The organism is Salinadaptatus halalkaliphilus, from assembly GCF_006543045.1.
Classification (GTDB): Archaea; Halobacteriota; Halobacteria; order Halobacteriales; family Natrialbaceae; genus Salinadaptatus; species Salinadaptatus halalkaliphilus.
The window spans coordinates 62939-76821 of record NZ_RBZW01000072.1 but is presented as its reverse complement, the minus strand read 5'-3'; the positions used below and the strand labels follow the sequence as shown (position 1 = coordinate 76821).

General features: G+C 55.9%; 9 protein-coding genes and 3 pseudogenes. 4 read left to right on the top strand and 8 right to left on the bottom strand.

Annotated elements, in window-relative coordinates; translation table 11 throughout:
- A pseudogene (locus D8Y22_RS20050) lies at positions 1 to 197 on the bottom strand (hypothetical protein); the annotation flags it as partial.
- An 84-nt stretch (positions 198 to 281) separates the two neighbouring features.
- Positions 282 to 1207, bottom strand: a pseudogene (locus D8Y22_RS20045) (MarR family transcriptional regulator).
- A 138-nt stretch (positions 1208 to 1345) separates the two neighbouring features.
- Here D8Y22_RS20045 and D8Y22_RS20040 point away from each other — a divergent pair.
- Both D8Y22_RS20040 and orc4 read left to right on the top strand, forming a co-directional pair.
- A complete protein-coding gene (locus D8Y22_RS20040; protein ID WP_141466417.1) occupies positions 1346 to 1669 on the top strand; it encodes a hypothetical protein in 324 nt (107 codons plus the stop codon).
- A 629-nt stretch (positions 1670 to 2298) separates the two neighbouring features.
- Positions 2299 to 3531, top strand: coding sequence for a DNA replication protein Orc4 (gene orc4, locus D8Y22_RS20035; RefSeq protein WP_141466416.1), 1233 nt, complete (start codon positions 2299 to 2301; stop codon positions 3529 to 3531).
- A 137-nt stretch (positions 3532 to 3668) separates the two neighbouring features.
- On the opposite strand, the gene D8Y22_RS20030 is transcribed toward orc4, so the two are convergent.
- The 4 genes from D8Y22_RS20030 to D8Y22_RS20015 form a co-directional block, all read right to left on the bottom strand.
- Positions 3669 to 5837 (bottom strand): type B DNA-directed DNA polymerase, encoded by a 2169-nt coding sequence (locus tag D8Y22_RS20030; RefSeq protein WP_141466415.1) that lies wholly within the window; start codon positions 5835 to 5837, stop codon positions 3669 to 3671.
- Positions 5838 to 6106: 269 nt separating this feature from the next.
- Positions 6107 to 6484 carry a hypothetical protein gene (locus D8Y22_RS20025; protein ID WP_071402838.1) on the bottom strand — a complete coding sequence of 126 codons (378 nt, stop codon included), beginning with the start codon at positions 6482 to 6484 and terminating at the stop codon, positions 6107 to 6109.
- A gap of 32 nt (positions 6485 to 6516) precedes the next feature.
- Entirely contained in the window at positions 6517 to 6837 is a 321-nt protein-coding gene (locus D8Y22_RS20020; RefSeq protein ID WP_071402839.1) for a hypothetical protein, read from the bottom strand.
- Positions 6838 to 6839: 2 nt separating this feature from the next.
- Positions 6840 to 7784, bottom strand: a complete 945-nt coding sequence (locus D8Y22_RS20015) for a hypothetical protein (protein WP_217350913.1) — start codon at positions 7782 to 7784, stop codon at positions 6840 to 6842.
- A gap of 1040 nt (positions 7785 to 8824) precedes the next feature.
- Between D8Y22_RS20015 and D8Y22_RS20005 the strand changes: the two genes are divergently transcribed.
- Positions 8825 to 9859 (top strand): zinc-ribbon domain-containing protein, encoded by a 1035-nt coding sequence (locus D8Y22_RS20005; RefSeq protein WP_141466414.1) that lies wholly within the window; start codon positions 8825 to 8827, stop codon positions 9857 to 9859.
- 76 nt (positions 9860 to 9935) lie between these two features.
- Here the strand turns inward: D8Y22_RS20005 and D8Y22_RS20000 are convergent, their stop codons facing one another.
- On the bottom strand, positions 9936 to 11363 hold the full coding sequence (locus tag D8Y22_RS20000; protein ID WP_141466413.1) for a hypothetical protein: 1428 nt from the start codon (positions 11361 to 11363) through the stop codon (positions 9936 to 9938).
- Between the two features lie 240 nt (positions 11364 to 11603).
- Between D8Y22_RS20000 and D8Y22_RS19995 the strand changes: the two are divergent.
- Positions 11604 to 12292, top strand: a pseudogene (locus D8Y22_RS19995) (SOS response-associated peptidase).
- A 180-nt stretch (positions 12293 to 12472) separates the two neighbouring features.
- On the opposite strand, the gene D8Y22_RS19990 reads toward D8Y22_RS19995, so the two are convergent.
- Entirely contained in the window at positions 12473 to 13873 is a 1401-nt protein-coding gene (locus D8Y22_RS19990; protein ID WP_141466412.1) for a hypothetical protein, read from the bottom strand.
- Positions 13874 to 13883: the final 10 nt, after the last annotated feature.

Genomic DNA, 13883 nt, shown 5'->3' with positions numbered 1-13883 from the left:
CGTTCGATCTGGGCTTCGAGCTCATCCCGGACGACGTCGTAATCGAGGCCGGCCTGCACGAGCATATTCATGTCCTCGATGTCGTCGTCACGGCCCGCGATCAGTTTGAGCAGGAAGATATCCTCGGTGCTGACCAGCCGGACCGTCAGTCGCTCCAGGTTGAGGAACGGCTCGCTGCGCTCTTGCATGCCATCGGTGCAGGTAGACCGTAAGCAGTTCAGAGACCCCCGTTCCGATTCGCTGGAATTCGTTCTCGATGTACTCGTGTCCGAATGTTGGTCTCATTGTGGGGGTTGCACCTCGTAGTCAGCCGCCAGCTTCTGGAACTCGTCCCACTCCGGGATCCAGTTGTCGTCGACCTCGCCGTGCGTCTCGAGGTAGCGGAGCAAGGCGTCGATTTCGTCTTCGAGGTCATACTTCGCTGCCTGCTCTCGGAGATTTTCATCGTCGACGTCGACGTGGCTGAGCAGGAGCAGACAGTACGAGCGGTGTCGGCTACCGTCGTCGATCAAGAGGGTATGACAGCAGAGCTCCGCCGTCGAGACTGCGTCGATTTCCTCGGAGTAGACGTAGTAGCGGTGGCCGGTAAGCAGGAACTGGAGGTCGAAGTCCACGAATCGAGCAAGGCCGGTTTCGTGGAACTCCTTTGCGTCGATATCCGTCTCGGCCTGGGCAAGGAATTCGTCGTAGTCCTCCCAGAGAATCGTACCCTTCGGGACCACGGCTTCGAGACGTTGACGATGCAGATGGTGTGCAAGTTCCCAGCGAACTCGTGGAGGCGGTCGAAACCGGCGTTAAACTCATAGCGGCTGTCGGCCGTTCCGACGAGACCACGGTTACGAAACCGCTTGAGGACGCGGTTGACCGTGTTGCGGTAGTTGTCGCTCTGGTCGGCGATCTCGGAGACGGTTCGCGGCTGGTCGAGATAGTACAGCACCTCGAGTGCCTTCCCGGTCAGCAGCTCGGGGAACTCGATGTGGGAGTGCTGACGGACGAGGTCTTGGTAGAGTTCGACGGCACGAGCATCCGACGGGACGACTCGTTTTCGCCGGGCATCGCGTTCCGTGTAGACGAGCCCCTTCTCGATGAGGTCGCCGACGGCACGGGAGAGGTAACTCTCGCTGTGGTCGAGCTTCGTCGCGAGCTCGAAGATTGTGTCGCCGCGGTCGACCGTAGCGGGAACCTCGAGTTCGATGCGCCGGAGCACGGTGTAACATAGTACGAAACTGGTATATAAAGAAGTTTCAAGTAGTGTTACAGCCAGCAATCGCGAGAACCGTGTCTATCGTCTTAACCAACAAACCTATGGATTCGTGGGTCGTGTTGGTTAACACGAGAGTAGCCGATGTCCTACGAACCTCCGATCCCACCAGCGAACCTCCCGACGGAAATTGTCAATTCGCTCATCGAGTCGGACCCGGAGCAGCTCCGAGAGATTGCTACGTACGCCGAAGCACTAGCCGAGCACAAGGAACGTGAGGCCCGTCTCGAAAAGTCGGCAGATCAAGAAGAGGTCGAAGAGCGACCAGACGATCTTCCGGATGACGTCCCGGCCAAAGCAACAATCACGATCAAGGAGATCAACGATAATCGCTACTACTACTGGCAGTGGCGGGAGGGAGAGAAGATTCGTTCTCAGTACAAGGGCCCGGTCAACCCGGACGAGTAAAACTCGGTGAGGGAGGACACCCACCCCACGTTTCCGTCGTAACTGGATGTGGGTGGAGGGGGTGACGCTGATTTCGACGGGACCACACCCCCCGCGTTTCCGTCGTTTCTCCACGACGGCGTAGGGAGATACTACGATAGTACTATGCAGCCACTAATTATATTGACCTAGAACCAACCTAGAGATGAACCAACCTCTGGAACACATAGATTAAAGTGGTATAGATGAGAAACGCTCATTAAGTGTACTTCGACCAAAGAGGGGACGAAGTACTTCGCCCCCTCAGATGAAACAATCCTTTCCAGCTGCTGCTGTAGACGGCCAGCTTTGGACGGCTAGGCCGCTCTCGTCTTTGGTATCTCGTCGTGGACGTTTTCTTCGAGTCCCCTCCCGCCTGTTCAGTGATTACGACGGAAACGTGGGGTGTGTGGGTTCGGAATTCGAGATCGAGGAAACGCTTCCGTCTATGGGTTTCCTCTCTCACGTCGGAAACGCGGCTATATTGTCAGCGATCTAATTCCGTCGAATTACGGCATTTTCCGGCTGATATCGGACAAGAAACGTCGGAAACGTGGGGTGGCATGCTCCACTAGATTTATACTCTCTCCGCTCACACCGTGTGATATTCAATGACGCCCGACTCTTCACCCAGTTCTGTCGACGATCCACTCTTTGAATCCGGGCATCGTATCTTCGCGAACAAGGATCTCCTGAAAATCGGTCACGTTCCCGAGGCTGACCGAATCGTCGGTCGCGACGAGGAAATCTCGAAGCTCGCAAAACGTCTCAACGGTGCTGTCCACGGATACTCCCCGGAGAACGTGATGATCTACGGGAAAACTGGGACCGGTAAATCTCTTGTTTCAAAACACGTCTGCCAACGAGCTCAAAATGCCGCTCAGGACGGCGTCGAGATTGGAACAGCGTATATCGACTGTGCTGAAGACAATACCGAGACCCAAGCAATCTCTTCACTTGCTGCGAAGCTGAACGATGAATCTTCGACTGGAATCACCGTCCCCTATACCGGCCTCAGTACGTCGAAATATTACAAACTCCTCTGGAAGACGCTCGATGCTCAATTCGATTCTGTGATCATCATCCTCGACGAGATCGACTTGATGAACGACGACAGTATGCTAATGAAACTCTCGCGTGCTGAGGAGGCAGGCAAAATCGACTGTAGCGTCGGTGTCATCGCGATCAGCAACAAGATCCAGTACGTCGACAACGTGAACGAGCGCGTGAAAAGCAGCTTCCAGCACAAGGAGTTGTTCTTCAAGCCATACGACGCCAACCAGCTTCGTGAGATTATGTTCAACCGCGAGGACGCTTTCCAGGACGGCGTCCTTTCCGAGGACGTGATTCCGCTCTCGGCTGCCTTCGCCGCGCAAGAACACGGCGATGCTCGGAAGGCGATCGATATTCTTCGCCACGCTGGGGAAGTTGCCTACGAGGCTGGAGCAGAGCGAGTGACGGAGGAACACGTCCGCCAGGCACAACAACACGCCGAAAAGGACCGGTTTAGAGAACTCGTGAACGGCGCACCCACGCAGGCGAAGGCGGCGTTGCTGGCGCTCACGGAACTGAGTATCAATAGTACCGACGATGCGTTCCTCACAAGTCGGGTGTACGACCAGTACGAACGCATCTGCAACCATCTCGACATGGACATCCTCTCCGTCCGTCGGTTCCGTGACATCCTGAAAGAGCAAGCCTTCCTCGGGGTTGTCGAAATCGAGAAGATCAACAAGGGGAGTGCGGGCGGCATCCACCTCCAGAACCGACTTATCGAGGACTCCCAGGTCGTCCGCGAAACGATCCTCGAGGACAGCCGGATGCAGGACTGGACTCGCGAGTAGGGCCCCTACTACTGAGTGGCTGGGGACGACGGAAATCCGGGGTGGGGCGTGAGGAAACGACGGAAACGAGGGGGGTCGAAGATTACGTCGGAAACGTGGGGTTGGATCGAAACGACGGAAACCAGGGGTGGGGTCCACTACGACAATTCATCGAGTGCCCCGAACGACCTCAAAACGGCGTCCCTCTCACCGGAGAGCTCTCGGCGAATGTCGGATCGGTCCCACCCGAGCGGTGACAGCACACTCTCAACAGCTCTGACGAGTTGCGTCTCGTAGTACGACGCATCGTACGACTCGACCTCCTCATGAGCCAACGCAACCCGTTCTCGCGAGCTCTTCTCGTCGTCGACGACTACGTACTCGATGTCCTGTCCTGGGTGGTCAGCGAGGTCCTGCTCTCGAGCCCGCTTCAGCGCCGCCACGTTCTGGGTGTTCTGCGTGTATCCCCCCAGTGGCTTGGAGACACGATTCCGTTCGACGAGTTGCTCGACCGACACCGTTCCAGCGTGGAGGCGCTTGATCGCGTCCTGAAGACAGTCGAGCACCGCGTCCGGTGACCGCGTGGCATCGAGTCGGTCGAGACAGTCCCGCTGGACATCCTCGATGAACGGCGGGGTTGAGCGCTGTCGGGCTTCGATGCCTCTGACCTTGAAGTCGTCGTCGCCGGCGACCGTCCCGAAGTACTTCGTCAGCGCGCCGGCGTTGCCCTCGCGCTGTGGCACGAACGCCACCCAATCGTAGTGGGCTTCGTGTTCGAGCCGAATTTTGACTCGCTCCGTGATCGCCGTTGCGAGCGTCTGGAGGTTCTCGCGGTCATCGTCGTCGACGTCGGGGTCCGGGGTCACCCAGATGGAGTCAACGATGCCATGGACGACGCGCCAGCCGCCGGCTTCCAGTCGCTGTTTCGCCGTCAGCAGAATCTCGCGAGCGAACGCATTGATCGCCTCGTGGCACTCGATCCGGCCGAACTTCGCGTTGCTGAACCCCTGATAGCCGAAGCAGGCGACGAGGATCCATTTCAGCGCTCCCGACCGTCCCTCGAGTTGCGCCAGTCGGTCCTCGTCGGGGTCGTCTCGTTCCTTCTCGCGTCGGATGGCCGCCTTGATCTCGTCGCGAGCATCGATGATCGGCTGGAGCACGTCGACGAGGTAGCCCGGGTCGTCACAGATCGAGTACCCGAGGCCAGGGACATCCTCACGGTCACTGTGGCAGTCACACCGGATGACGTCCGGCGAAACGTTCCGGGTACAGATGATATTCGGATACAGGCTCGAGAAGTCGAGTTCGTGGACGTTCTCGTGAAGACCGACCTCGGGCGCGAAGATGAAGCCGCCGCGGTCGGCGTCGTGGAGTGTCTCCATCGACTTGTAGAACTCGTGGCGCCAGGAGTTCCACGGCACGAGGACGCCGCGGTCGTGGGCCTCACAGATCTGGATGGCGGTGAGCACGTTCCCGATCGACGCCCACGCAAGCTCTTGGACGGGCTTTTTCGAGCGCGACACAAGGTCGAGGACGCCGTCGAGATTCGTCTCCCCGTAGAAGAACGTGTTCGACTCGTCGATGATCGCCCGGCCGGGCACGTTGTACCGCGCCGGCGAGTGGCCGACGCGGCCGTAGCTCGAGTATGTCGACCGGCTCGCGAGCTGCTGGTAGTCGATGTTCGGCCACCGACTCAGCGAGAAGTCGTCGACGCTGGTGCCCGTCGCCATCTCGTGGAGCGTCGGGACGATCTCGCTCGTCGAGCAGACCAAGACGTCCGGATCGTGTGCGTCGAGCGCCCCTTGGACGACGGTCAGAATATCCGTTGGCGATCCGGTGACGGTGTCGCCGGCGACGGTCAGCTCTCCATAGATGTCGTTGCTCGTTTCGGTCACCGGGACGCTGAGCCTGAGCGTCGACAGCTCGCCCGCTGGCGTCGGATTGACGCCGGTCTCCAGACAGTACCGGAACTCTCGCGAGAAATCGACGTTGAAACAGGCGAGATCCCCGACTGGATGGTCCGACAGCTGGCGCGCCTGCCGGGCGAGTGGAGTGACGCGATCGATGTGGGCGACGTCGACGGCGAGGACTGTTTCCTCGTCCTGTCGAAAGCCGGGGCGTCGCGTAACCATTTCGGTCGCGACGACATCCGGGTGCTGGTCGTACACCGACTGGAGCGTCGTGAGGTCGCGGTCGGCATCTGGATCGCGAGGGGCGACGTAGAAGCGCGGAGTGTAGTCTTCGTGCTCGGTCGCGACGGCGCTGTCAGCTGTCGTCTCCCATTCGAGGACTCGGCCGTCATTGAGGAAATCAAATGTGAACGGCATTTTCTATTTGTCACCCTCTAGTATAGGCACGCCAACGTACGCTCACCCGATAATTGACAGTGTGTCGCTTCCGGAATTCAAGGAATTTGTGTGACACGGCTGCGAAGGGCTTAGAAGGCAAATTTGGCCCTTTTCAACCATCTTCCGCAAACACTTCCGGGGAGTTGGTTCCTCTTTCCCGCCATCTTAACCAACAATACCAACACAGCCTACGACGTGTTGGTTAAGTCTACTGATTACGGAACCGAGGCGCTATATTCGATACGGATTCACCCGAGAACCTCGAGATCCTCGAATCCCAAAGCATGGAGTGTATAGTGACCAGGACTATCTTCGATCAGCTGTTTGAAAGTCAGCTGGAGCGTGTTCTCCTGGTCCATCCGATGTGCTGTTTTGAACACGATGCGATCAGGCGGCACGATTTCGTCAGGTGGATCGAGACGCACTGTCCGATGAAATTCGATATGTCGGACCTCATCTCCCTTCCGGGGATCCTTTCTCTCTTCGTGTACACTTCCGACGGAGGTCTCCCACGGATTCGGAAACGCAACACCGCCAGCCTCAACCGGACTGCCCCCGGTAAGGTGGATCCGAATTCGATCACCTGATTCCAAGTCGTTGATTCTCTGGAAGCGATCCGTTGCCATACGAAGGAGCTAGTACCCCGTCATAATAACCATCAGTGCAACCCGTCCTCTGTGGTATCCGTCTCGGAGAGTTGCTGTCGGTTGTTCCCCTCATTGAGTGCGTTTTCGAGCTCTTCGAGGCGTTCCTCGTGGTCGTCAAGCCGACCCTCCTGTTCGAGATCGATACTGAGCAGCGCCGGCAGCAACGGATTCTGGTGGTTCAACAGCCCGCCCGCGTCGGCGTGCTCGCGGGCGTACTCGAACAGGCGGTCGAAGCGCGGCTGGTCGCGACGCCGCAGTGCCCGCCGAAACTCTGCCCAGCGCTCTTCGATGGCTCGCAGTGCATCCCGGTAGGTTGGGTTCGTGCGCCCCATCGCTATCGACCTCCTCTCCCGGTTACGGTCCACGCATCAAGCAAGGGGTCCGCGGTGGCCGCCACCCTCTCACCGTCAGCTGTGATGCCCGCCCCGACACCCTCCGGGGTCGGCGTTGACGGCGCTTGCGTCGTCGGTTCCACGCCGACCTGCGTGGCGCGTGCCGTGAGCAGCTGCCGCCAGTACGCGAACGTCGTCTGGTAGTACGCGCCGTCGTCGACGGGATAGACGAGCGTCTCGAAATCCTCGCCGACGACCCGTGGGCCCATCCGCGTCTGCTCGCACTCCAGGTGGTGGTCGGCGACCGTCGCAACTGGTTCGGTGAATTCGTTTCGTTCGTTTCGCGTAACGAGCACCGGGATGTCGTACCCATCGGCGTAGGTCGCCAACCGGGCGAGAGTTCGAGCCTGAAGGGTTTTCGCGTGGGATTCGCCGAAGGTATCGTCGGCACGGTACTGGGCGTCGACCGCCGGCGCGACGATAAGGGCGGGCGTGTGGGGCGACGTGTCCTCGTCACAACTTGGTTCCCCTCGGCCGGCCGCCCCGGGGTCAGTGGTGGATCTCTGGATCGACTTGTTCACTGCCGACGGGAGATCACAAACGGCGCCGTAGTGCTGGTAGGCGGTGAATCCACGTGCGACGTGGATTCGGTTGAGCAATCGCTGGCTGGGCGCGATCTGGGCCAGTGTCGTCGTCGCCGCGTGGCCGTTCGCATCGACCCAGAAGGCGGGCCCGTCGTGCAGGAGGAGATGGTCGAGCACGAGCGACTGCAGGATCGGGACGCCGCGGCCACCCTTCACGTCGAGCAGCGTGATGCCGTCCTCGAGTGACGGCAACAGCATTTCGTCCGTAGCCGGATCGGCCTGGTCAGCAAGGGGCCGATTGCGGTCTGCGCCCCGGGTTGGCTGGTCCACCGCTAATCGGTTCGACGTTGGGTGTTCTTCCATACTCGATTAGAGGTCTACCTTCACGATAAGCCGCGGCGTGTCGCTTCCGTGTTTCAGGGAACGCGACTGATCCCCCTCCAATCCCAGTACAGTCCCGAGTAGTCTCTGTTTGAATCCCGTTTCCGAGAATAGTTCCTGAATCGAGCGTTCTCCGTGTTAACCAACATCCGACTGTATTGATCGCGGCGCGTTGGTTAAACCTACACAATTGCAGTCTCGAGCCTGTCTGCTCAGAATGTTAATGCTTAACGCCACGTTGGAAGAGGTGCTCTATGAGCTATCCACGAACTCATGTCGACCACCGAAAGCCCGATCACCACGAGTCAATGCATCCAACTCGAAATATCGTGAACGCCCAGGTTGTTGCCGGTGAATTCCTCACTTCCCGGTACCACGATGCGCTTCAAATTGTTCTCCACCCCCTAGGCGATTCTCTGGACACCAAAGACCAACATGCGCTCAACGACCTTGGAATCGTCCATGCGAATGGTTCCTTGAACGACCTATCCCCTATCGTTCGCACATACGTCAAACTGGACGAGTATTGGACGCGAACCCATCGTACTGCGCTCAACGAACTATTCACTGATCGACGTGCTCACGTCCTGAGTTGCTGTACACGGTTCCTTTCTGAATTCTCTCGACACACACTCGAAGTCGAATCTGGCCGTTCCGGAACTGCGCTGGATACTACCCTTGCCCCACTTCTCGAAAGTGGATTTCTCTCTCACACCGACGACGAGAAAACGCCCTATACTGCCGATGAACACCACGCGCTGTATCGACCGACTGAACGGCTCTTCGACGCACTTCTTGACCAAGCAGCTGTTCTCTGTGATCTTCTGCCACCGACCGAACTCTAATCACACGATTCAGAGCCTTTTCGACTCTGTGGAAATCCTCTCGGTCACATACCATCTGCGGTGAAACAGCCGGTAAGTAGGCTTGCGTATCGACCACGGAAGTTCCTGACTGATTTAGATAACATTCGCATCGCTGTGCAAGAGTGGTTTATATTTGAGAGAGAACAACAAGCAGCTATGAATACCAGAACCAGTGGGATCTCAGGTGGAGGCGTGAATCTCACATGCCGTCACTGCGATTCCATGATTGACATTCTCGACTTCCCGGATCTGCAGCCAAGTTCAATGGAACCAGATCAATTTGTGATCTGTCCCTACTGCCAGAGCGGTTTTACTTTGGATACAGGAGTACTCCAGACACTACATCGGACAGGAAGTGTCGAAGGTGATTATTTTAACATCCCGCTCACTCCTGGAGGAAGACAGATTGACGATTTTAACGGAGTGAACGTAGGTGAGACACGCCCAGTACCGATGCACAAAATACACAAGGGCTGTGAATACACTTCGCTATTCATTACCGGAGCAAGCCGCAGAGGAGTAAACGAAGAAAACTGGCTACCTTTCGAGATCGCTGAATCCCAGAACCAAGCACGGCTGGGAGACAATCTTCTAATTACCGTTGTTCGAACTGGGCCTACAAATCTGGCGATCAATTCAACACTCCGTGAGGGTCGAGACAGTCAGGGACCACTCAGTTTCGGAGACGAGATCGATGTCTCGTACCGGGCTACCGTATCACACAGAGAAGTGACGAACCCGACATGGGTTGACCTCTTAGTGGATGCACAGCACGCTATTCAGGAAGATAATCTGCTTGCTGCAGTACCCCTGCTACGCTCAGCAGTCGATAATTGCCTGATCAGACAGATGATCATCTATTATCGGTGGGAGGGACACGACCTTGACAGCGCAATTGACGAAGCAAACGACTTAGAAAAAGGACATCTGAACCGGTATACAATTGCTAAACACGGTTTAGAAGAAGTGTCTAATACTCGACTTACGTCTGGTCCATACGCCCAGCTATGGGACGATTTTGATGATGTTGTCCAACAACGAGACTCTATCATCCACTGTGAGACTGACCCTTATTTAGAGGAGCCAGAGGAAGCGGACGTCATCAAGTTATTCAACACTACAGTCGCTGTTCTGGTAGCTGCCTACGATCTCTTTGAGTTTTCTGGCGCTATTGAAACTCATAACGGGTGATAGGAAATGCTTACTGAATATAGGGAGTGGCTTTAATTTGCTTCCACACTCATAGAGACATAGTACCTTGGGAATACTAGGCCACATTTAGTTTCACTTTTCTGAAGTCCTTGCCGTCGTAAACCATCTCATAAAACTCAACAGGAGAGGAATCACCATCTTGATTGTTTTCGGAGATGATCTTCATCACCTCAAAACGATCCTCAAGTGAAGTACGAAGGCCAAATACAATTCCCTCAAGTTGGGACATATCATATGTGACCTTACGATGAGATCCCTCTGATTCCAACAGATCGGGGAGCACCATGCGAATTTCTTGTTCATGTTCCCATTTTCTCAGCTTTCTCGTCGACATACTGTGGAAATGGTTCCAAAGGTTTTCTCGCCAGGCATCTAGATCATCTACGATTTCATCCATCATCTGACTAGTTCTGCCATCCGGCGTGGAATGCCACGCTGACTCCAGCTTCGGGAGTGGGAGCCTGCCTAAAAACCGGAAGAAGTCAACTTCTGGCGGTGGAGATTCATAGTCAACAGCATGCAGAGGTGCTGTGATCTCCCCCGAGGTAGGTTCCGAATCTTCCGAACCAGCACCCTCGCTGACGTCCATCTTCCCCCATGACTCGTCAGTTTGGCAGTCTGCGCGGAACATCAACGCGGCTCCTCTATGTTCGTCTGCATACGTAGCCCACATCGGAGGACTTGCACACTCCTTCGCGAAACACAACGTATGCCAATTCGTGTGAATAAGTGAGTTGGTTATTTCTCTAATATACCGGTCGGGAAATGAGTGGTGCAAAAAGTGACATTTCTTATGTTGCAGTTCAATCTGCTCCACCCCCGTCTGCACCGCCTGTTGTAGGTACATATGCGATTCTAAGGGCCTAACTAGCGACGCTACTGATTCTAACAGTTCTTCATTCTCACCAGCCATAGCGGCGGAAATAGCATCCAACAGATCTTCAACGGTTTCAGAGTCACCTGAAATCGTAACCTCAGGCCATCCTTCCGGAATCGCTCCCGATCCCCTCATTCTCTCTAATACAGACTCGAGTGCCGAGCGGTGGATGACCGACAGGATCTGTTTGAGATTGTTCCTCTTCAGTGGCTCTGGCAGGGAAGCTAGACTCGAAGGGACACTTTCGAATCCTTTCTCCTCGAAAAACAACTGGCAGATGGAATCGAATTGTTGGCGACGCTCATCTGTGGAGAGATCGCCACGGGTGAGCTTGGGTTCTATGGCATATTCTTCGAGAGTTTCCTCGTCATCAGAAAGCACACACGTTATGGCCGCCTGATGTAGATTTAACAAATAATGTCGGAGCAGGTTCTCCCACAGGACTTCGTCCCCTTCCCAAAACACATCTTGATAGCCCTCAAGTGGGTCGTTGAAGTACCGTGGTGAGGAGAGTGCTAATTCCTGCTTCTCAAGCTCGCGGTAGTCGTTATCGCCGTCGTCGCCAATCAAATATTTCATTGGGCGAAATCTGTAGATAATGGTCATAATACTCCAAAATTCGCATAGCTTCTAACCTTTTGCGGTGCTGTATCCAGCAACGGCGAGGAATCAGCGCAACCCAGGGCAGAAGCCTAGAGCCAAGATGTCGAACTACAAATCACGATGGTAAGTGCCGCGTTTGTACTTACCGATCATCCCCAAATCTACCATTAAACGAGGGAGCAACAGAACCAGCCCTTCACATTTTCAGATACGTTGAAGGCTCTCCCGATCGGACCCGGATGTATGTGTGGCCGCAACTCGCTCTTCATCGACCAGGCTGACCTCGAGGCCCGCTTCGACGCCGAGGTCGTCGCAGACGGTGGGTACAATCCCGATACAACATCGCGCCTGGCGAGGACCTCTACATCATCACGAACGAGGCTTCAGACGAGATCGAGGCCTACCACTGGGGGCTGATTCCGTTCTGGGCGGACCAACCCAAGGAAGGCATCATCAACGCCCGCTCCGAAACGGCCGATGAGAAGAGCGCGTTCAAGCGGGCGTGGGAATCTCGCCCCTGTCTCGTCCCTTCATCAGGGTTCTACGAATGGACATCGCCAATCGGCGGGTCGAAACAGCCCTACCGGATTTACCGGGAAGACGACCCCGCGTTCGCGATGGCCGGGCTCTGGGACGTCTGGGAGGGCGACGACCAGACGATCTCGTGCGTGACGATTCTGACGACGGAGCCGAATAACTTGCTGAACTCCATCCACGATCGGATGCCGGTCGTCCTCCCACCGGACGCTGAGTCCGACTGGCTCGCCGCAGATCCGAAGACCCGCAAGGACCTGTGCCAGCCGTATCCGAAGGACGATCTAGACGCTTACGAGATCTCGTCGGGAGTCAATAACCCTGGCAACGACGATCCCCAGATCATTGAGCCGCTAGACCACGAGCAATCGGGCCTCGGCGAGTTCAGTTCGGGGTAGGTCGCGGCCTCACAGTCACTGCATCGACGATGCCGCTGCTGAATCGACGAGCGAGTACTCTCGGTCCCGGGTGGTACCTTCTATGCGGTCTTCGAGATGCTTACGCTCGGTCTTATCCAATTGTGTCTTCCGCTGCGAGAGCAGCACGTACTATGCGACGATGACCCGTCTGTTATCGGGCTAGCACCCATCCTGATCGTCTGATTCCGTGTCCGATGGCCATGTTGGGCCCTCTGGGCGGGGAATCTCCTCTACCAACCCCTTCTCGAACTGAGAAGCTCTCCAAGCTATCACGTTCTCCTTTCGCTGGACGTATTTTTTGTCAGTCTCCAGCCAGCGGGCAATCTCCTCGTGACTGTGACCAGCACAGAGCAGCACCATCACTGCGAAATCGAAGCGATCGAGATTGCTCTCGTTCGCATCGGCATCAATCCGGTCAAGGAACGCCTGTGAGACATCACTGACGAACTCTATCAGTATCTCATACAGCTCTTTGTCATCAAATCCATTAAATGTGAATCCCTCCGTGATGTTGTTCCCAGGATCACTCTCTTCGGTATCCCAGCGAATCCCTTCGAGGGTTGCTCTTTCACAGTCGTGAAGTTTCGATAGGCGCTCTGGATTCTCCTGTTCCCAGGTCGTGATTGTGTCGGCCACCGCCTCAGATTGAGCGTGTTCGATATAGGGATCACACCCCCGCTTCGCGATGACTGACTCGATGTTCTTTCCCGAGATCGTCAGTAGCACGGACGCACATCGATCAGTCTGCTCGAGGATCTGTGCGACTTCACGACGCGATTCGAGTTCGTCAAGGCCTGCACGTTTCTGCGCGTCGTGGACGAGATTGTTTCTGCGTTCTTTGACCTCGACAAGCGATCCGTGGTCACCCCCGGTCAGTATTTGGATATCACAGAGTTTCTCTAATCGCTTCGCGTGCCCCATACTCCGAACGTGCTCTGTGATGCTGTCGAGACGAGCTTCCTCGCGAAAGAGTTCGTTGAGGACCGTTTCTGTGGTCAACTCTTCGATGAGTGCCGAGGCGAGGAGTAGATACGAAAAGAACGACCGCTCAACGTCGCTGTCGATCTCGTCGGTGGAACGGAGTTTTTCAGCGATTTCAGCACGCTGTTCGAGATAATATTCGAGAACGTTGTCTGAGTGCCCGACGAGAGAGTTTTGACGTTCTACGTATGCAACTTGGAGCAATAATTCCTTATCGAAAGGGGTGTTCGCACTCAGTTTCTGGCACTTCTGGAGTGAATTTGTGGAGAGATGGCGAGTCAAATAATCAATGTCGTCGTAGACGAGCGGCGTATTCGTCGGACAATTGTCTACGATCGACTGAAAGTCGTCGTTGTCAGCGAGCTCGCTGAGTGCAGCACGTATCTCGTCGACGCTAAGTTCTCGGACATCTTCTGACTGGTCTGATTTTTCACCGACCGGAACAACGCGGTACGACGCATCTCCAACGATGACGACCGGCCCTTCCAGATCGAGAACCTGAAAATCCCCAATAGGGCTCAGAGAGACTGTCTCTGCGTCTATTGCGAACGATAAGCCGAGATCAGTATCGTCGCCCACGCGTCAAAAA

Coding starts and splice junctions, on each gene's coding strand:
- D8Y22_RS20040 (WP_141466417.1), top strand. CDS start 1,346: ATGTCCTACGAACCTCCGATCCCACCAGCGAACCTCCCGACGGAAATT.
- orc4 (WP_141466416.1), top strand. CDS start 2,299: ATGACGCCCGACTCTTCACCCAGTTCTGTCGACGATCCACTCTTTGAA.
- D8Y22_RS20030 (WP_141466415.1), bottom strand. CDS start 5,837: ATGCCGTTCACATTTGATTTCCTCAATGACGGCCGAGTCCTCGAATGG.
- D8Y22_RS20025 (WP_071402838.1), bottom strand. CDS start 6,484: ATGGCAACGGATCGCTTCCAGAGAATCAACGACTTGGAATCAGGTGAT.
- D8Y22_RS20020 (WP_071402839.1), bottom strand. CDS start 6,837: ATGGGGCGCACGAACCCAACCTACCGGGATGCACTGCGAGCCATCGAA.
- D8Y22_RS20015 (WP_217350913.1), bottom strand. CDS start 7,784: ATGGAAGAACACCCAACGTCGAACCGATTAGCGGTGGACCAGCCAACC.
- D8Y22_RS20005 (WP_141466414.1), top strand. CDS start 8,825: ATGAATACCAGAACCAGTGGGATCTCAGGTGGAGGCGTGAATCTCACA.
- D8Y22_RS20000 (WP_141466413.1), bottom strand. CDS start 11,363: ATGACCATTATCTACAGATTTCGCCCAATGAAATATTTGATTGGCGAC.